At 56.7% G+C, this 20808-nt stretch carries 9 protein-coding genes; 2 read left to right on the forward strand and 7 right to left on the reverse strand.

The features are described from left to right. Positions 1–50: 50 nt before the first annotated feature. From Mal65_RS07410 to Mal65_RS07440, 7 genes are all read right to left on the reverse strand, one after another. Positions 51–2873 (reverse strand): cation-translocating P-type ATPase, encoded by a 2823-nt coding sequence (locus Mal65_RS07410; protein ID WP_145295454.1) that lies wholly within the window; start codon positions 2871–2873, stop codon positions 51–53. Positions 2874–3025: 152 nt separating this feature from the next. Further along, positions 3026–4519, reverse strand: coding sequence for a sulfatase (locus Mal65_RS07415; protein WP_196784662.1), 1494 nt, complete (start codon positions 4517–4519; stop codon positions 3026–3028). A gap of 62 nt (positions 4520–4581) precedes the next feature. Then, positions 4582–6282 (reverse strand): sulfatase family protein, encoded by a 1701-nt coding sequence (locus Mal65_RS07420; RefSeq protein ID WP_165701126.1) that lies wholly within the window; start codon positions 6280–6282, stop codon positions 4582–4584. Positions 6283–6405: 123 nt separating this feature from the next. Next, complete coding sequence (locus Mal65_RS07425; RefSeq protein WP_145295463.1) at positions 6406–8742, reverse strand: glycoside hydrolase family 95 protein; 2337 nt, start codon at positions 8740–8742, stop codon at positions 6406–6408. Positions 8743–8909: 167 nt separating this feature from the next. Then, a complete protein-coding gene (locus tag Mal65_RS07430; RefSeq protein ID WP_145304763.1) occupies positions 8910–10388 on the reverse strand; it encodes a sulfatase family protein in 1479 nt (492 codons plus the stop codon). A 338-nt stretch (positions 10389–10726) separates the two neighbouring features. Continuing rightward, positions 10727–12358 (reverse strand): DUF5060 domain-containing protein, encoded by a 1632-nt coding sequence (locus Mal65_RS07435; protein ID WP_196784663.1) that lies wholly within the window; start codon positions 12356–12358, stop codon positions 10727–10729. A gap of 171 nt (positions 12359–12529) precedes the next feature. Continuing rightward, the gene (locus tag Mal65_RS07440; protein WP_145295466.1) at positions 12530–13678 is read right to left on the reverse strand and encodes an AraC family transcriptional regulator; all 1149 of its coding nucleotides are present in this window, start codon (positions 13676–13678) and stop codon (positions 12530–12532) included. A gap of 229 nt (positions 13679–13907) precedes the next feature. On the opposite strand from Mal65_RS07440, the gene Mal65_RS07445 reads away from it, so the two are divergent. Beyond that, entirely contained in the window at positions 13908–15002 is a 1095-nt protein-coding gene (locus tag Mal65_RS07445; protein WP_145304765.1) for a Gfo/Idh/MocA family protein, read from the forward strand. A gap of 155 nt (positions 15003–15157) precedes the next feature. Then, complete coding sequence (locus Mal65_RS07450; RefSeq protein ID WP_449252305.1) at positions 15158–20644, forward strand: PVC-type heme-binding CxxCH protein; 5487 nt, start codon at positions 15158–15160, stop codon at positions 20642–20644. Positions 20645–20808 lie beyond the last annotated feature (164 nt).

The raw sequence follows: 20808 nt of genomic DNA on the forward strand, positions 1-20808 counted from the left end.
CACCGGTCGGCGTTCCGCGGTGAATGTCTCCGGTGCAATGGTGTGTTCCGTCAATGCCGACTGTCTCGGTCAACTGAAACGCGACGCGCTAAGATCCACTTTCCCGCTTCGACGAAAACAAAGATCGGGGCAGCGGTCACTAGAATGATCGCCCAGTCGGCGGGGCGCAGGGCCACGGTGTGCAGTGCCTGTTGCAACACCGGGATGTAGACGGCACAGACTTGCAAACCGACGGTCAGCACGATTGCCAGCAGTACCCATGGATTGCTGAACCATCCGATGTCGCCAATGGGTGAACGTAACGAGCGAAAATTCAAAACGTTGACCTTTTCAATCAACACGATAGTGGTGAACGCGACCGTGCCGGCAACGGCAATGGATTGCGGATCGCCACTGGTCAAATAACGATGGAATATCCATAGGGCGGCGATTCCGATGTAGATCCCAATGGCTAGGATCAATACGAATCCGGGCCGATCGACCATCGATTGGTCCGGACGACGCGGTGGACGCTGCATTACCGAACGATTGGCGGGCTCCAGGCCCAGTGCCACTGCGGTCAACCCATCGGTCACCAAATTCATCCATAGAATCTGGACGGGCAGCAGAATCAGCGGCCCACCCCACAGGATGTTCAGAAAGATCGCAACCACTTCGCCCGTGTTGGATGACAACAGATAGCGGACGAATTTCAGGATGTTGTCATATTGCCGGCGGCCTTCTTGGATCGCTCCTACGATCGAGCTGAAATTGTCATCGGTCAACACCATGTCGGCGGCACCCTTGGCAACGTCGGTTCCTCGAATCCCCATGGCAATGCCGATGTCGGCCTTCTTCAGTGCGGGGGCATCATTCACACCATCGCCCGTCATTGCGACGACGTGTCCCAGTTTCTGAAGCAGATTGACGATGCGCAGTTTGTTCTCGGGTGTCGTCCGTGCGAAGACGACATTACGGTCAATGGCGTCGATCAGTTGTTCGTCGGTCATGGCGTTTAACTGGTCGCCGGTCACACTGCCGCCGGGCGAAAGCCCGATTCCACGTCCAACGGCGATGGCGGTGACCGGAGAATCGCCCGTAATCATGATCACCTTCACGCCCGCTTGATGAGCAAGTTGAATGGCGGCGGGCACTTCATCGCGCGGCGAATCCATCATGCCGACGATCCCCAACAGCGTCAGTTCGGACTCGACATTCTTGGCGTCCATCGTCTTCGAATCCGCCAACGGTTTGGTGGCAACGGCAAGCGTGCGAAGTCCGCGTTGGGCCATTTCCTCGTACACTTGCGTTACCGATCGCTGTTTCGTTTCGGTCAGGTTCTCGATGCCTTCCGCGGACCGGAACGTGTTGCATCGCGCCAGAATGACCTCCGGTGCGCCTTTGCAGAATGCGATAAGCCCTCCGTTAATTTGCTGCACAACGGTCATCCGCTTGCGCTCGGAAGTGAACGGAAACTCGACTTCGCAATCAAGATCCGACGGTGCGGAAAGTCCCGCTTTGACAGCAGCAACGATCAAAGCGCTTTCGGTCGGTTCGCCATGCGGGATCCACCGACCGCCACTGGTCCATCCGCCAACGGAAAGCGATGTGGTGGTGTCCCCTGAAAGATCATTTTGCGGGTTGCCGGAGGCGAGGCCATTCTCGCCCAACGACTCTCGGGATGCTTTGCTGAATTCCAGCCTGGCGTGACTGCATCGGGAAGCAGCGTCCAGCAATTCACGCAACGGGAGGTCCGATTCCGGCGTGACTTCGGTGTGGTCGTTCTTGGTGAATTTTCCGTGCGGATCGTATCCGGCTCCGTCGAAGTTGATGGTTTGATCGGCCAACCAGATTTCCGTGACCGTCATCTCGTTCTTCGTCAACGTTCCCGTTTTATCGGTGCAAACGACCGTGGCCGCCCCCAGACTTTCGGCGGCACGAAGACGACGCAGCAATGCTTTTCGCCGCACCATGGCACGTACACCCAATGCCATCGTCAGGGTCACCACAGCAGGCAGGCCTTCCGGGACGACCGCGACGGCAAGCGAAATGCCGGTCAAGAACATTTCCAACCAAGGCTTCTGCATCCACAATCCGGCCAACATCACCATGGCGGCAATGCCCACCGCCGCCACGCCCAACTGGCGTCCTAGACGTCCCAGTTTATGCTGCAGGGGTGTGGTTTCCCGATGGACCGACTCGGTCAGCGAAGCAATGTTGCCGAACTGCGTTTGATCCGCGGTCGCGACCACAATTCCTCGTGCGTGGCCGGTGCAAATTTCCGTCCCCATCCACGCCATTGATGCACGTTCGGCTAACGGGCATTGACTGTCGACCGGCGCGGTTCGTTTTACCACTGGCCCGGATTCCCCCGTCAGTACCGATTCGTCGATCCTCAGGTTCACGCATCGCACCAATCGCAAATCGGCGGGCACACGATTACCGGTCCTCAAGACCACCAGGTCGCCGGGAACGATCTCGTCGGCATCCACCGTCTGTTCATGTGCCTGGCGGATAACGGTACAACGCGGACTTAGCATCCGACGCAGTCCTTGAAGGGCACGCTCGGCTTTCCATTCTTGAGCAAATCCCAGCAGTGCATTCAGCACTACGATTGCCAAAATGGTCAACGCATCGGTCCATGCGCCCACCGCAACCGATACCCCGGCAGCAATCGCCAAGACCAGAATCAAGACATCGCAGAATTGGCGTCCCAGGACTCGATACCACCGCAATTGTGTTTCGGTGTTCAATCGGTTGGGTCCATAAAGCGACTGCCGACGTACAACGTCGTCTTGGTCCAAGCCTGTATCAGCGGATGTGTCAAAGTGGCCGGTCACTTCGTCGATTGACGACGCGTGGAAAGCGACACTCGCAATCTTGCTGTGGTTCATCTTCGCAGTGACAAACGCATGCACCGGAGGCGTATATGGTCTGATCGACTAAATTGACGCGGATACACCCAATGTCAGTCCATTCATTCTAACGGTACCCGCATCGGTGCCGACTGCGACAGTTTGTTTCGAAAACCTTCGGGTGGACTCCTCTAAATTCCAAAGTGCTCCCTTAGACGCCTCGCATGCTCGTCCGCGACAACGGGATGGCGTGCAACGACATTTGCCGACTCTGTCGGGTCGCCGGCCTGATCATAAAGTTCGCGGTGCAGAAGGGATCCGTCGTCAATGGAATGCCATTCGGTGTAACGCCAATCCGCCGTACGGATGGAACGTCCCCACGCCCGCCAATTCGATGGTGCGCCGTAGAACGGATGCTGGTGCTGAGTGAAGGCTACGTCTTTGACACTCAAATCAGGTGATTCGATGACGGCGGAAACGTCGACGCCTTGCAGACTGTCCGATAAGTCACCCTGGATGCCGGCCAAGGATGCCAGCGTGGGATAAAGATCGACCAATTCGGTCAGCGACCGGGTCGATCGGCCGTGGGCGTCGGGACGCCTCGGGTCCGCGATGATCAACGGAACTCGAGCATCCAATTCAAAGTTGCTGGTCTTTCCGATCAGCGATTTTTCGCCCATATGAAAACCGTGGTCCGATGTGAAGACGACGATGGTGTTGTCCCAATGACCGCCGTCACGTAACCCACGCAGGATCTCGCCGATCTGAGCGTCCAGAAAACTGATCGAAGCGTAATACCCGTGGCGAAGATGCCGCAGGGATTCTGGAGTGAACGGATCCTGTGACGCCGGGCCGTCATAGCCTCGGACTTCGCGGGAATCATGCATCGCGATGTCGGGCACCTCCGCCGGCGGCGACAACGGCTGGGGCATCGGGATCGTTCGCGGGTCATAAAGATCCCAATACTTTTTCGGTGCAACGAAAGGCAAATGCGGACGCCAAAATCCAACCGCCAGGAAAAAAGGCATGCCATTTTGCGGGTAATCACGCAGCATCGCGGCCGCCAAGTTCGCGATCTGCCCGTCACGATAGGCGATATCCGGGACGGCCAACGACTCGGTCACCGGTGCTTTGCGAAACCGTTCTTTTCGTAAACCAGGTGCCGTGTTGGTGTACACGGTATCGGCCGCGTGTGTCCCTGCGTGAAGCACTTCATCGATCGACCAAGACCGGCGATCTTGCGTGTCGCCCATGTTGTGGAAGATCTTTCCAATGTTTTGGCAAAAGTACCCGTGGTTCTTGAAATGCTGCGGCAACGTGACCAGTGATTCACCGCCAGGTGCCGTGTCGCGAAATCCTTTGCGTAAATCGTCCACGCCAACGGTATCCGGCCGCAACCCGGTCAGGAACGACGACCGGGACGGATTGCAAACGGCCTGTTGGCAATAGGCGTTTTGGAAAACGATTCCGCGATCGGCCAAGGACGCTAAATTTGGTGTGACCGCCGTCCTGTCACCGTATGGTCGGATCATGCAGTTCAAGTCGTCGGCCACGATGAACAAAACGTTCGGGCGTCGGCCTTTGTCGTCTGGGCCTTGGTCCTTCGCAAGCGATACGTGATCGACAGGGACCAAAAGGTGGATCACCAGCCAGCCAAACAACAAACGGACACTTTTACTTTGCATTTGCATCACTTAGGGCGACTGCGGACGATCAGGGTCTGGCTTATGAACCGATCGTTGAATCACTACGGACGCGGGACTTGGCTATTGCCGTCGGTCCCGAATTCTTGATCGCCACGAATTCGATTCAGCAATTCGTACAACTCGGATTCCTTGTCGGTGGCCGCTTGATCGGGATCGTTGAGCAGGTTGTTTCTTTCGCCCGGATCGACCGACAAACGAAACAGTTGTCGCGGCGTTTCGCGAATCTTGCCCGCCCGCAACGTTTCCTGGTCGTCGGCATCACAGGTGGTGCCGTTTCCGCCGCCCCCGGTCCCGTCCAGCAGTTTCCATTCGCCGGATTGATCGACGATCGCAAATTGTCCACGGCTGGAGTGTTGGATGATCGCAGGACGCCGTTGCGTGGGCATCGGTTGGCCTTTCAACACTGGCAAAAATCTTTCCGCATCGGGAGCGTCGTCGGGGCCCAACGGGATACCCAAATGATCCGCCATCGTTGCCATGAAATCACCTTGCCAACACAGGTGATCGGTCACCGATCCCGGTTGAATCACACCGGGCCAACGGACCAGAAACGGGACTCGGGTGCCGCCTTCGTAATTGTCACGTTTCCGACCGGCATACGGGCCATTGGCGTCATGGTCGACTTCCAGACTGGTGTGATAGGCGCCATTTTCCGGACCATTGTCGCTGGAAATGAACACCACCGTTTCAGCTGCGATGCTATTGCCGTCGGTCGGGTCGCCAAGGGCATCCAAAATCTGGCCGGTGTAGTGATCCGTTTGGACGACATAGTCCCCGTAGGTCCATCCCGCCGAACCGACGAATTGATCCTGCACCGCATGCGGCGTGTGAGGCGCAGGCATGGGGACGTAGATGAAAAAGGGCTCAGATTCGTCGTCGAACTGGTGAATCAGGTCGCAAACCTTTTGGGCTTGGATTTGAAGGTAATCTCGCAGGTCGAACGTGGGATCATGGACACCCGCACGTGTTGCGATCCCGACGGATCGTTTGAAGTTCTGACGTTCCACCAGGTCGTCATTGGTCGCCCCGCGCGCTTTGGAAAAGTCAACTTCGCCGTCACGAACGACGCCACCTTGGGACATCACGCGGACTGCGTCGCCGTTGGATTGCAGCCAAACATAGGGCGGCATGTCCAGGGAGGCTGGTGTTCCAAAAAAGACATCGAATCCCGCATTGTGGATCGGTGTGTCGGTGACCGGTTTGGAAAAGTCGATCAGGTTCTTCTCCAATACATCTGATCGGTTCCCCAAGTTGCCCTTCACAGGTCGATTGGCGGAATCATGGAACTGCATGCCGATGTGCCACTTGCCCACCATCGCGGTTGAATAGCCGCGACTTTGGAACATCTTTCCGATCGTCAAGCGATCCGGTTCCATCAACGTGGGCGTGTACCCACCGTTGACACCCTTCTTCAATCGTGTTCGCCAACAGTATCGCCCCGTCATTAGGGCATACCGGGACGGCGTGCACACGCCATCGGCAGAATGGCCGTTGGTGAACCGCATCGCTTGTGCCGCAAACGCGTCCAGATGAGGCGTCAGTGTGGGAACCTGTGGATCCAAGTATTGGGAATCTTCAGGAATGGCGTGGTCCGTTGGCGCGTTGGCACCCATGTCGCCCCACCCCATGTCATCGAAGTAGATGATCAAGACATTCGGACGGTCCGTGGCCGCCGCCATTGCGTTGCCGCCGATACCAGCCGTGATCGATAGACACCAAAGTCCGGCCAAGAGTCGTTTCATGTTGTTCCTTCGACGAGGTTGATTGTGGGGCACGATCGATGGTCCCCACCCCGGGCCTGGCAACATGGTTGCCGGACCGTAGGGCTTGCGCAACATCGATGAAAAAACCGTCGTTCGCGGTGACTAACGTACGACGTAGACTTCGTTCGGTGTCGTTTCTGATTCCAATATTTTGACACCATCGGCCGTCTGCACCACCAGCGGGCCGCCGTGAAGCGATCGAATCGACGCTTCTTTCAACTGTCCATCTTTCCACTGAACAGACACTTCGAATCCGCCGCGGGCCCGCAAGCCGGTCACCGAACCGTCGGGCCATGCACTGGGAAGCGCGGGCAACAAGTCGATGATGTAATCGCCGTCGGCATTACGACGGTGCGACTGAACCAATGATTCCGCAACGCCGGAGGTCAGGCCGAAATTGCCGTCGATCTGAAACGGCGGGTGAGAATCAAAAAGGTTGTTATAAAATCCTCCGCCGCCTTTCTTGCAAAAGCCGTGCAAGATCGTGTTCATGTGATCGCCGTCTCGCAATCGCGCCCAGAAGTTGACCTTCCATGCACGCGACCAACCTGTGCCGGCGTCACCACGGAATTGCAGTGTTTTTCGACAGGCATCAAAAAGCTCGGGTGTTTCCGGCGTGATCTGCGATCCCGGATGCAGTCCCCATAAATGTGACACGTGCCGATGCGTGGTGCGTGGGTCTTCGGTGTACAGCCATTCTTTCAACTGACCCTCCGCGCCGACTTGGTTGGGGGCAATGCGTTTGCTGGTGGATCGAAGTTGATCGGCAAAGTCGGCATCGACCTTCAAAATGTCTGCGGCTTCCGCGGTTGCGTCCAACAGATGGCGGATGATTTGATGATCCATCGTCGGCGCCATGACCAGTCCACCACGTTCGGGTGAATTGCTGGGGCCGCTGACCAACCAGTCTTTGTCGAAAACGGGATCGGGAACCAGGGTGTTCAGAAAGAACTGCGATGATCCCTTCATGATCGGGTACGCACGTTCCCGCAGGAAATCTTCGTCCATCGTGAACTGGTATCGATCCCACAAGTGTGTGCTAAGCCACGCGCCGCCGGTCGGCCAAATGCCATGGTTGGACGCATTGATCGGCGCCGCGCCCCGCCACGCATCGGTGTTGTGATGCGTGACCCAACCATTGGCCCCATAGTGTTCACGGGCCACTTCGCGACCGGTTTGGGTCAAATCTTCCAGCATGTCAAACAGCGGATCATGGCATTCGGAAAGCCCCGTCAGTTCCGCCGGCCAATAGTTCATCTCCGTATTGATGTTGATGGTGTATTTGGATTCCCAAGCCGGCGTCTTGCTTTCGTTCCATAAGCCTTGAAGGTTTGCCGGTTGGCCCCCGGGACGGGACGAAGCGATCAACAAATAACGTCCATATTGAAACAACAGGCCGATGAAATCCGCGTCAGGTTCGTCTTGGTACGCCGCCAAACGATTGTCTGTCGTCATTGAACGTGATTGGCCGCCGCCCAGGTCCAGATCGACACGACGGAACAGCTTGCGATGATCCCGCAGGTGATCGGCCAACAAGGACGCATACGGCTTGTCGGCGATCGCATCCAACACATCGCGACAGATCGTGTTGGGATCTGCGGTCAAGGATTGATAATCCTGATAAGTCGTTGCGGCAGCCAGGCAAAAGGTGACTTCGTCGGCGGATTGAACCTGAATCTGGGCGTCCGATACGTCGACGGTCCCGCCATCGATGACCACGCGAAGCTGGGCTTCAAATCGGACGGCCCCTTCGAAGACCACTTGCTTGTAATCGACTTCGTCCACCTTGCCCGTCATATGCAGCGTGTGATCGTCCAGTCTGGCGACTTTGGCATCGCTTTGGTGTGGGGTCGACAGTTGGGCAGAACAGCTGATCGCACCCGGCCGATCGGCGGTCAGATGGACCACGATCACACCATCCGGGTGGCTGGCAAACACGGTTCGAGTGAAACGTACACCGTCAGCTTCATACGTGGTCTGTGCGACCGCGGCATCCAGGTCCAAGGTGCGTTCGTAGTTTTCAACCGCGGTAGGATCGGCGAAATGAAGTTCCAGGTCCCCGAACGGTTGATAGGGGGCTTGCCGTAACGGTTGCGACATGAAATGGGCCGATGCCAGCTTTTCGGCTTCAGCCTGTTTTCCATCGAACAGCAGTTGTCGGATCTCCGACAAATACTGCGCGGCGTTCGCGTGCGAATAAGACCGCGGGCGACCCGCCCACAGGGTGTCATGATTGAATTGGACGCGATCGTCGGTGACGCCACCGAAGACCATCCCGCCCATGATTCCGTTGCCGACCGGAAGCGCGTCGTTCCACGATTCGGCGGGTTCATCGTAACGCAAAGTCCAAGGTGATTCGCCACTGGATACGTCAGAAGAAAGCCAAGACGTGGCCAAGATGATGGTTAGCAGGCAAGTCAAGCGAAACGATAATCGCATCGTGAGATCAATCGAGATGAAGGGCATTGGAAATAACAATCCGGATGCAATTCGCAAAACCAAGGTGCGAAGTCATTGCGCATCAGGATCTGACTGACGTTCAAACAGGCGTCATTAGAAACGGTTTTGTCGGCCGGCGTGGCCGACAAAACACACCTGCGACGAAGTCACTTTGCCGCAGACGATTTGGGCTGATCCCAAAATCGGAACGGATCGTCGTGACGTTTCATCTCCGACAGCAACAAGGCTTCCATCGTTGCTAATTGGTCGGCGTACTCGGCCGAATCAGCCAGGTTGATCTGGTTCTTGGCGGGTTGGTGCCCCGTCAACGCCACCACGTCGGATGCATGATGCTCTTGCAAAAATTCATGTGGATTTTCGGCCAGATTGAACAGTTGGGTTTCGCGAGCACCCGAATCGATCGACTCGTACTTGATCAGCTTCCAATCACCGCGACGCACAGACCGCATGCCCGGTTTAGTGCCTCCGCAATAGACGCCGAACAAGACGTCGCGGACTTCGGATGACTCGCCACGCAGGATGGGACCAAAGCTGTTGCCTTCATTGGTCGCCGGCGCGTCGATTTCGGCCAAGTCACAAAGGGTGGCCAGAACATCCAGCAGGTACACATTGCCCGTCACACGTGTACCGGCTTTGATACCCGGGCCACGGACGATCATGGGAACACGCCAAGTGTGTTCGTACAAATTCTGCTTGCCCTGCAGGCCGTGACGCCCGATCGCGATTCCGTGGTCCGATGTGTAGAAGACGTACGTGTTGTCCAATTCGCCCATGGTTTCCAATTGGTCCAGGACTCGACCGATTTGTCGGTCGATGTTTTCACTGCACGCGTATTCACGCCCCAGTTCATTTCGAATCGTACGCTCGTCGCGATTCTTCCAGACTCCACTGACGGAAACTTCGTCACGCACATTCATATGCGAATTGTCAAACGGGTGGCCGGGCAAATAGTTTGTGGGCAACTCGGGCTGTTTGGGGTTGGCGGTGGGCAAACGGTTCTTGTCGGTATGGTTGGTCGCACCGTATTTTTCCAACAGGTCTGGAACGCCGTCGCGTGTGTCGTGCGGGTGGGAAAACCCGAAGTAGATCAGAAATGGATCGGTGTCGGCCTGCTGGTCTCGTTCGGTCAAGTAATCCATCACGCGGTCGCCGTGCCAGCGACTGCCCGTTTCGTCGGTTCCGCCGCGCTTACTGGCATCGTGACGGACGGTGAATTGGGCGTTGGCTGCTTCATAGCTGTTGCCGCGTTTACAGGTGCGCATCGTGTCGTAGCCGGCGTCGTTGAAGACCGCCGCCATCGTGTGGTCAGCCAAGTCCTTGGGGGCGGTTGTCAGAGGCTTTCGGCCTCGCTTGGCTTTTTGCGGCAGGTGCCAAACGGTTCGTCCCGACATCACCATGTGCCGCGATGGCGTGCATACCGCACCGCTCCACGACCCCATGTGATAGGCGGTATCGAACGTCATCCCTTCGGAAACCAAACGATCGATGTTGGGCGTTTGAAGCGTGGAATCTGGGTTGTACACCTTCAGATCAAACGGCGACTGATCGTCCACAATGATGAACAGGAAGTTGGGACCCTTCGCGCCGTCTTCGTCAGACGCAGCCGGCGCCGACACGCTGGTCATCGTCACGAAAGCACAAGCAGCGACGCAGAAAATACCGGTGCGAAGCAACGTCGGTTGGCGGTAAGGCTGGCCCGATCGGGCAGAATGAAGATGCATTTCAGGTGGGGATGCTGGGGAGGGAATCGAAACAAGGGCAAGACGTCGGTTGATCGACGGACGACCGATCGCACGAGCAAAGGTGTCGGCTGGATTTTTTGGTCCGGCGGTCCAACCGATCCGTCAAACGCCCAGTATAGATTCCGCGGCGTCGCCGTGTTCCCCAAGCCACCCGAGGCGGTCATCGCACGGACGACGCCCCAGCATCGCAATGTTTTGCAACTTGCAAACGTTTCGAATCGCTACGGTGTGTCCAAGTTCAGCACCAAGATTCGAAGCCCGTCACCCGCTGGGACTTTCAGTGAAGGCCACTGTGTGATTTTGTGGTTTTCCGGTTTGGAATATTCGCCGGTGTATGGATCGAACCAGGTCGCAGTCATGGTTTCGCCGCGACGTTCCGAAGGAAGACGGACGCCGATGAAATCACATTCTTTCGGAATGTAATAGATCAAAGTGTCAGCGTTGTCGTGCAAGCAGAAACCAGCATTCGCTTTGCGGTCGCCGGCCACCAGTTCATCCACGCGATAACGGTCCACAAACGATCGCATGTGCCGATAGTAATCCAGGCGAGGTTGTTCATCGGCGGGCAATGTTTTGATATCGGGGATGATCACATTCCACGCCGCACCCTGCCAGTAATGCGTCGGGAACGTACCCGCGAAAACGCACTGATAGGCACGTTCCAAGCAGACTTCCGGCGACGTGTAATTGCCGGTAAAGACCACGTAGGGACCACGTTCGTAACCGCCGTGTTCGATATTCAGAATCGGTTTACCGGGAATGTTCTTCACGACGTCACGCATCACGCTGTACAGTTCGGAAAGCCAAAGCTGAACGCTGACGAAGTCCACCTTTTCGGGGAAACGGCGACAATACGCATAGTCATGGACGGTTACCAAGCGACGGTACGCGTCAGCCTTTCGTAAACGGTCGATCCGGTGGCTGATGTAATTGACGTCGTTGTGCCCATAGCCCAATGCTTCTTTGGAAATGTCCCACACCATGTTGGGGAACGCTTGGTATCGCCGCACGACGTAATCGAAGTAACGGTTGTCCGCCTGTGAATCAGCCTCCGGCCAGTTCACGTTCTTGTTCCAAACGTAAATCATCAGGTGTGCGACGATGCCCTTTTGGTCCAAGTAATCGATGACACGATCCAGACGCTGAAAGTATTCGATATTCAAACGCGAATGATCGGGATTTTCGTTGTGGCCACCGAAGGGATAGACGTCCGGGCTGCCGTAATCAAACTCTTTCACCAGCCGATCATCTTTCGGCCAGTTGACGTCGTAGGCAAAGACGTTCATGACGACTTGGTTGAAACCGTTTTCCGCCAGCGTGTCGACGAATCGCCGTGTCTGTGGAATGTCATCCGGGTTTTCTGCATCGAGCGCGAACAGCCAATCACATTCAAACGCGATCGGGTAATAACGCTCACCGTTTTCATATTCGAACCGCGTCGGCGAGTCTTTCGCGATCACGACGCCGCCTTTTCGATCCTGACCGGCTGGCTGGACCGACAGGCTGCCTTGTTTACCGTCCAGCGCGGCGACCGATGACCGGACGTTGAACGTCCAAGATCCGGGCTTGGTGGGCGTGAACCGAATGACGAATCGGCCGTCGCCGTCGTCAAAGCCGTCGACAGCAATCTCGGTTCCATCCGGGCCGGTGAAGTCGGCAGCGATCTCGATTTCGCTGGCTTGCGGGGCGGTTGCCGTTGCGAAGGCAATGTCCAAAACCTCCCACTGCCGCCCTGCAACGGCACCTTCTTGGTAATCAACCCGATTGATCGCGAGGACGGAGTGGGGCATCGCCAGCGAAACGAGAAGAAAGGTGAGCGCGGCGTAGGTGGGGTTCAAGGCGTTTCGTTTCATGCGAACGCAGTCCTGAAGGTGGCGGGAGAGGCGGGAACCCAGATTGTCAACAGTCGACACTTGGGCTTGCCGCCAGTCTAACCGCCGTCGTCGTGGCTTGCCATCGGATCGATCGAGGCGTCACAAACGTCCACGTGCGCGCCGCGGCGGTTGGTCGATTGGCGAATGGATTCAGCGTCGTTGTTGGCGATACTTTCCAGGCGGGACGCCCACCGCCTTTCGAAAGAACACGCACATGTATTCGTCGTGTTCGAAACCCGTTCGCACCGCAATCTGGGCCAGCGACAAATCCGTGTCGGTCAGCAACTCTTTAATGCGATCGATTTTCAGTCGCGTGATTTCTTCGTGAGGTGTTCGTCCCAACATTTTTTGGAAACGGCTTTCCAGCACTCGGCGGGAAAGCGGAACGTGTCGAACCACATCGGCAACATTGATTCCGTCCAATGCGTTTTCGCGGATGTACCGAAGTGCCGCTGCGATGTCAGGGTCATCGATCGCAAGAACGTCGGTTGATTGTCGCGTTTGAATCCCAAGTGGTGGGATCAAAACACGCTTTGATTCGAAATCCGCACCCGCCATCATCTGGTCCAGCATCGCGGCGGCTTCATAACCGGTTCGGCGTGTGTTGCAGATGATGCTTGACAGTGGCGGATCGGCCAATTCACACAACAACAAATCGTTGTCCACGCCCAGAACAGCAGCCTGTTCTGGAACCGCAATGCCGATCTCGCGACAGACTTCCAAGACTTTCTGAGCTTGAATGTCGTAGCAGGCCAAGATGCCCACCGGGCGCGGCAGCTTTTTCAGCCAAGCGGCCAGGCCACGTTTCTCGCGGTTCCACGAATACTTGGGATCGGTGCGCGACAACGTATCGTACGTGTGTGCGATGATGTCGTGCTCGTTCGCCAAGCGATTGAATTGTTCCCGCCGCCAATTGGACCAATTGAATCCGGGGTCGCCACAAAACGCCAAATGCCGAAAACCACGATCGGCCAGATGCCGGATTGCCATCGCGGCGATGGCGGTGTCATCCGTTTCCACCCACGGAATGTTCGGCAACTGTCGCGCGGCACTGACGTCGACCACCGGAATTTTCTTGCGGCGCAGCGCGTCCGCGATGGCGTCGTTTTCGATCCTTGCAATGATCCCATCGCCATTCCATCGGGGCAGCCACGGCGGCGGTTTGCCGCCGCGTTCCTGTTCCGGCAAATAGATCGCCCATCGTTCGTGTTTCCGCACGTAGTCGACGATGCCTTCCAGGACCCCGCGGGAATAGGAGTTGGACGTTTCGATCAGTAGTGCGACGCTGCGACGCGGCATAAAAACTCAAGAAGCGACGGGGCTCATTTCCGGGAAAGGAAAAATACGGCTTTCTACGTTGAAGTTCGCGGTCGGGCGAAAGTTCCGGAGCCGTGAAATATCTCAAGATTGTTGCGCAAAACGTCATGGTCAAGGGGGCCGATTGGCGCACAATACGATGGCTAAGGTCCTGTTCGAAGTGTTCTGATGTTGGGGAGCCCGTGTGGTGGGAAAGTCAGTGAAAGTTGCGATGGTGGGGCTCGGTTTCGGAGCCGAGTTCATTCCGATCTATCAGGCGCATCCGAACGCCGAAGTCGCCGCCATTTGCCGACGCGATGCCACCCAGTTGAATCAGGCCGGTGACCAGTTCGGCATCGACCGGCGGTACACCGACTATGACGATGTTTTGGCCGACCCCGAAATCGACTTCGTTCATATCAACAGCCCCATCCCCGATCACGCATGGATGTCGCTTAAGGCCTTGGACGCCGGCAAGCACGTGATGTGCACGGTGCCGATGGCGACCACGATCGAAGAGTGCGAACAGATCGTGCAAAAAGTGCACGACACCGGCTTGAAATACATGATGGCCGAAACGGTGGTCTACAGCCGCGAATTTCTGTTCATTCAAGACCTGTACCGCAAAGGCGAATTGGGAAAGATCCAGCACTTGGCCGCATCGCATCCCCAGGACATGGACGGTTGGCCCAGTTACTGGGAAAAGATGATCCCCATGCATTACGCGACGCATGTCGTCAGCCCATGCTTGGGTTTGGTGGACGGTTTGGCGGAATACGTCAGTTGTTTCGGATCGGGAACCGTCCGCGATGACATCGCCCAAAAGTCTGGCAATTCGTTTGCCGTCGAAACTTGTCACATCAAAATCAAAGACAGTGATCTGACGGCGCACATCTGGCGTTTCCTGTACGACGTGGCCCGCCAGTATCGCGAAAGTTTTGACGTGTACGGCACGAAAAAAAGCTTCGAATGGACGTTGGTCGAAAACGAACCACACGTCATTCACACCGCAAAGAAACCGGAACCCGAAATCCCTGAAAAGGTGGAGGTGCCCGACTTTGCAGACCGTTTGCCCGAACAGATTCGTCGGTTCACGTTACCGGCACAGATCCATGACGCCGAACACTTGTCGTTCATTCAGGGCGGCGGACACGGCGGATCGCATCCGCATTTGGTCCACGAGTTTGTTTCATCGCTGTTGGAGGACCGTGACCCACGGCCCAACGCGGTGACCAGTGCCAACTGGACTTGTGTCGGCATCTGTGCACACCAGTCGGCGCTGCAGGGCGGACAGGTGGTTCGATTGCCGGAATTCACGCTGGGATAATCGCGGCCCATTGGCGGTGGTCTGGCTGAAACATTTTGCGGTTCGCTCGCTGTGCGCTAGGTGGTCGTTTTTTGAATTTCACATCGGTTTCGATATTGAGAACGTTGATGAGCCCTTGTTCGTTTATGGCAATCTCCCACAGGCTGTGGGCATTGATGATCGTCGGGTGGTTGCAGACCGCTTTTCTGACGTTCACACCGGTCGGTGCGGCCGACCTGACGTTGTTGTTCATCGGTGATTCCGGTCATCACCAACCTACGCGACGCTTCCAAGAACTGGCGCCGGTGCTGGAACGTCGTGGCATTGAACTACGCTACACCCAGCGTATGGGCGACCTGAACCCGTCGACGTTGCAAACGTTCGACGGTGTGGTTTTGTACGCGAACATCGACCGAATCGAAGACGAACAGGCCGCTGCTCTGCTCGATTTCGTCGCCGCCGGCAAGGGCTTCGTTCCATTGCACTGTGCCAGTTACTGTTGGCGAAACAACCCCGAAATCGTTGCCTTGATGGGCGGACAGTTTTTGCGGCACGGGACCGGAATCGTTTCAACGCAGGTCGTTGCACCGGAGCATCCGGTGATGAATGGATTCGAAGGTTTTTCCAGTTGGGATGAAACCTACGTTCATCACCGCTACAACACGGCGAATCGAACCGTCTTGGAGTATCGCGTCGGGGACGAGCAAGCCGAGGGCAACGATCGCGAACCCTGGACATGGGTTCGCACGCACGGGCGCGGACGCGTGTTTTACACCGCCTGGGGACACGACGGTCGAACGTTCACCCAGCCAGGTTTTCACAACCTGGTCGAACGCGGCATTCGCTGGGCTTGTGGCGAAGATCCGTCGGTCGTGGCCGATTTTCGCGATGTCGAAACCTTTGACGTGCCGGCGATGACCACGGTTGGTGACGATGCGGCTGATTTCCAGTACGTCGATGTCGGTCCCAAAATTCCGAACTACACCCCCAGTCGGCGATGGGGAACTCAGGGGGATCCCAAAACACTGATGCAGATGCCGCTGGACCCAGAGGAGTCCATCAAGCATTTCGTCACGCCGGTCGGTTTGGCGGTAGAACGCTATGCCGATGAGCGTGATTTTCAGTCCAAACCGATCGCCATGACTTGGGACGAGCGTGGGCGATTGTGGGTTTGCGAAACGGTCGACTATCCCAATGAACTGGGGCAGGGACGTGACCGGATTCGCATCTGTGAAGACACCGATGGTGACCATGTCGCCGACCGTTTCACCGTGTTTGCCGACGGGCTTAGTATTCCCACCTCGATCGTCATCGTGCGGGGTGGCGCCGTCGTTCAAAACGGAACCGAAACGATTTATTTGAAGGACACCGATGGCGATGACGTGGCCGACCAACGGTCGACTTTGATCGAAGGCTGGGCTTTGGGCGATACGCACGGCGGCGTCAGCAACTTTCGTTACGGCTTGGACAACTGGATCTGGGCCATGCAGGGCTACAACAACAGCACGCCGACCTATGACGGCAAGCAATCACAATCGTTTCGTCAGGGTTTCTGGCGATTCAAGCTGTCACAAAGTGACCCACCGGTGGTGACGGACTTGGAATTTGTGCGGTCCAGCGACAACAACACTTGGGGGCTGGGGATTGGCGAAGACGGTTTGATCTTTGGATCGACCGCCAATCATAACCCCAGCATGTTCATGCCGATTGCCAATCGCTACTACGAACGCGTACGCGGGTGGTCGCCATCGACATTGCATTCGATCGCCGACACGCACGAATTTGACCCGATCACCGACAACGTTCGCCAAGTCGATCATCACGGTGGGTACACCGCCGGCGCCGGGCATGCCTTGTACACCGCTCGTGCATTTCCGCGTCAATGGTGGAACCGCACGGCATTTGTTTGCGGTCCCACCGGTCATTTGGTGGGGACATTCGTGCTGCGTCCCGACGGCGCTAACTTCCAATCGACCAGCCCCGTGAATCTGTTGGCAAGCGATGACGAATGGTCGGCTCCGATCATGGCGGAAGTGGGGCCCGACGGCGCGGTTTGGGTGATCGATTGGTACAACTACATTGTGCAACACAATCCGACGCCCAACGGGTTTGAAACAGGGCAAGGTCGTGCCTACGAAAGCGATCTTCGCGACAAAACGCACGGTCGGATCTATCGTGTCGTTCCCGATGACGACCAACGCTTGCATGCAATCGAAGATCTTTCTCAAGGCTCGAACCAGGATTTGGTCAACAGCCTTTCGCATCCGTCGATGCGCTGGCGTTTGCATGCTCAGCGATTATTGGTCGAACGAGGACTCGGCCAGGACGCCGAAGTAGTGAACGGACTGATGGACCTGGTGTCGAACCGAGAAGTCGACACGATCGGACTGAACGTCGGTGCCATTCACGCGTTGCACACGCTCGCCGCAATGCTGCAAGCATCGGGGCCACAGGCGGAGATCACCGATTCGAAATTCATCGATGGTTTGGAAGACGCCCTGAGTCATCCTTCGGCCGGCGTGCGTCGAAACGCATTGGCGGTCATCCCAAAAACACAAGCCGGCAGCCGGTTGTTGCTTCGGCACCGTGAAGTGTTCGACGACGTGGATGCCCAAGTCCGACTGCAGGCGGTGTTGACGTTGTCGGACTTGCCGGAAGCCGAGGACGCGGGGCGTTTGGTGGCGGAACTGTGCGTCGGTCAGACCGATCCGATCATGCTGGACGCATTGACGTCCGCAGCGGCCACACATGCCCCCTCGTTTCTTCGACAAATTGCCCAGACTCGTTTGGGCCGCGAAAGCTTGGTGGTGGTGTCGCCGGTCACGCAACGAGTTACGGAGCATGTCGCCCGTGGGCGACCCGACAGCGCCACGCTGCAGCGATTGTTGGAAGCGCTGTCCAGCGCGGAACCGAACATCGCCGGTGCAATGGTCGACGGCTTGTTGGCGGGTTGGCCCAAGGACCATCGTGTTTCGGCAACCGATACGCTTGTTGCCAAGCTTCGCGACGCGTTTCGTGCGTCCCGATCGGCGGGCAAGGTTCAACTATTGCGATTGGCGGCGGCAGCAGGTTTGGACACGCTGGACGATGAAGCCGAATCGATCTTGGCCGGATTGCGGGACACGGTGTCCGACCCCGACGTCGATCCGCAACGGCGGGTTCGTGCGGCACAGGACTGGATCGCTTTCCGGCCCGATGATCCCGATGTGGTCGACAGTATTGTTCAGGAAATCACGCCGCAGACCGATCCGGCATTGGCGGCCGGCTTCTTAAACGCCGTTTCACGCAGTCGTTCCGAAGAAGCCGCGGAGCTGATTATCGATGCGTTGTCCACGTTGACGCCGCAAGTCAAATCGGCCGCGATCAGTGTCATGATCGGCAAGCCCAGTTGGACTCGTGCCTTGCTGGATGCCGCCGAGGCCGACCAGTTTGACATCAACGAATTGACGTTGGAACAAAAGCAACAACTGCGGTCCTTTCCTGATCGGCGCATCCGCCGGCGTGCCGAAGCCAAGCTTGCCATGGGCGGCGGGCTTCCCGATGCGGACCGCGAAAAGGTGCTGCAGTCGCTGATGCATGTCACCACTCGGACCGGCAATGTGAAAGCGGGCAAAGAGGTGTTCAAAAAAGTGTGCAGCGCCTGTCATCAATACGGTGATCTTGGGCAAAAGGTCGGCCCCAATCTGACGGGCATGGCTGCGCATCCGAAGTCGGAATTGTTGACGCATATCATTGATCCATCGCGCAACGTGGAAGGCAACTACCGCCTGTACAACGTGTTGACCGTCGACGGCCAAGTGTTCAGTGGAATGTTGGCGGGTGAATCCCGCACGTCAATCACGATCATCGACGCTCAAGCGAAAGAGATTCGGTTGGCGCGGGAAGACATCGAAGAACTGATCGCGTCGCGAAAAAGCGTGATGCCCGAGGGATTCGAAAAACAGATTAGCGACGACGAATTGGCCGACCTGTTGCAGTTTTTGACCGACCAGGGGCCGTTTGTTCCCATTCCTTTGGACGATGTGGCGACGGCGATCAGCACACGAGGACTGTTTTCACAAAGCGATCGTGGCCCGGATCGAATGGTGTTCGACAATTGGGATCCCAAGACGTTCGATGGGGTGCCTTTCGTCCTGACTGATCCGATGGGGCAAAGCCAAAAGAATCTGATTTTGCTGCGTGGGCCACGCGGAACCTTGCCGCCACGCATGCCGGCGTCCGTGTCGCTGCCTTGTGGAACGTCCGCCTCGGCGATCCATCTGTTAAGTGGCGTGGGTGGATGGAGCTATCCGTTTGAGCAAGAACAATCGGTATCGATGATCGTTCGTCTGCACTATGCCGATGGATCATCCGAAGATCATGAATTGATCAACGGCTTGCACTTCGCGGATTACATCCGCCGCGTGGATGTGCCCAAAAGTGAGTTCGCTTTTGCGTTGGGTGATCAGCAAATTCGCTATCTGAAGGTCGTGCCAAGCCGTTCCGCAATGATCAATACGATCGAGCTGGTCAAGGGTGATGATTCCACCGCTCCCATCGTGATGGCGGTCACAGTTCAACGCGACGAATCCGACGGCAATGCAGAAACGGTTTCCGAATCGTTGGATCACCGCGATGGCGGCGAGCGATCGCTGAAAGCCGCGGTCGGCGACCGCTATAAGATCGGTGTGGGCGTCAGCCATCGCGTGATCGAAGACCCAGCCAACGCCGAACTGATCCAGAAACACTTTCAAATTCTGACGCCGGAAAACTGTATGAAACCTCAGGGCATTCATCCGGCCGAAGACGAATGGAACTTTGACGCGACGGACAAGTTTGTGGACTTCGCGACAGAACATGGCTTGGAGGTCGTTGGGCATTGTCTGGTTTGGGCCAAGGATGACCGCACGGACCCTTGGATGATGAAAGACGGTGACAGCGACGTCGGCCGAGACAAGTTACTGCAGCGAATTGAAACCCACATCGAAACGGTGGTGCAGCGATACGCCGATGCCGTGACAATGTGGGATGTTGTCAATGAAGCGATCGGCGATGGTGACGAAGGCCTGTTGCGTGATTCGGTGTATTCACGTGCTACCGGGATGGACTTCATCGTGAAAGCCTTTCAAGTGGCTCACGCAAATGATCCCGATGCCTTGTTGATCTACAACGACTACAACGGCCATAAACCAGACAAGCGAAAGAAGCTGATCGAGTTCCTGACGAAGCTGAAAGCTGCGGGCGCGCCGGTCGACGCGTATGGCATGCAAGGCCACTTTGAACTTGGTGACGAATCCATCGACCAATTGCGCGACACTTTTCAGGAGCTTCGTCGGCTGGGGCTACAGGTCGTTGTATCGGAGCTGGATATCGACGTCGTCAAACGCGGCCGCTGGTGGTCCGAGGATGGAAAGTTTCGTGATGAATTGTCCGCCTATGATCCCTATCCCGATGGGATGCCGGATGACATTCGTGACCAACAGATCCGCCAATACGTCCAATTGTTTGAACTGTTCAATGAATACAGCGACATCATCGCCAGGGTTTCGTTTTGGAATCTGCACGATGGTGAAAGCTGGCTGAACACGTTTCCCTGGCGACGTGTGAATCACCCGCTGCTATTTGACCGCGATCTTCAGCCCAAACCCGCCTTTGATGCGGTCTACGACGCTTTGAAGCAATAGACCGGTCGACCCGCAGTATCAAATCCGTGTGCCAAATTTGCGTGACAAATCACGCTTGTCTTGTTGGGCATTGTGCGTGGGAAATGCTCGCTGGCCCAAGCCGGGCGTCGGGGTTCCCGGGTAAACTGGACGCCATCTTGTTTCGTCCGGTCACGGATTCCCGC

The sequence above is a fragment of the Crateriforma conspicua genome (assembly GCF_007752935.1).
GTDB lineage: Bacteria > Planctomycetota > Planctomycetia > Pirellulales > Pirellulaceae > Crateriforma > Crateriforma conspicua.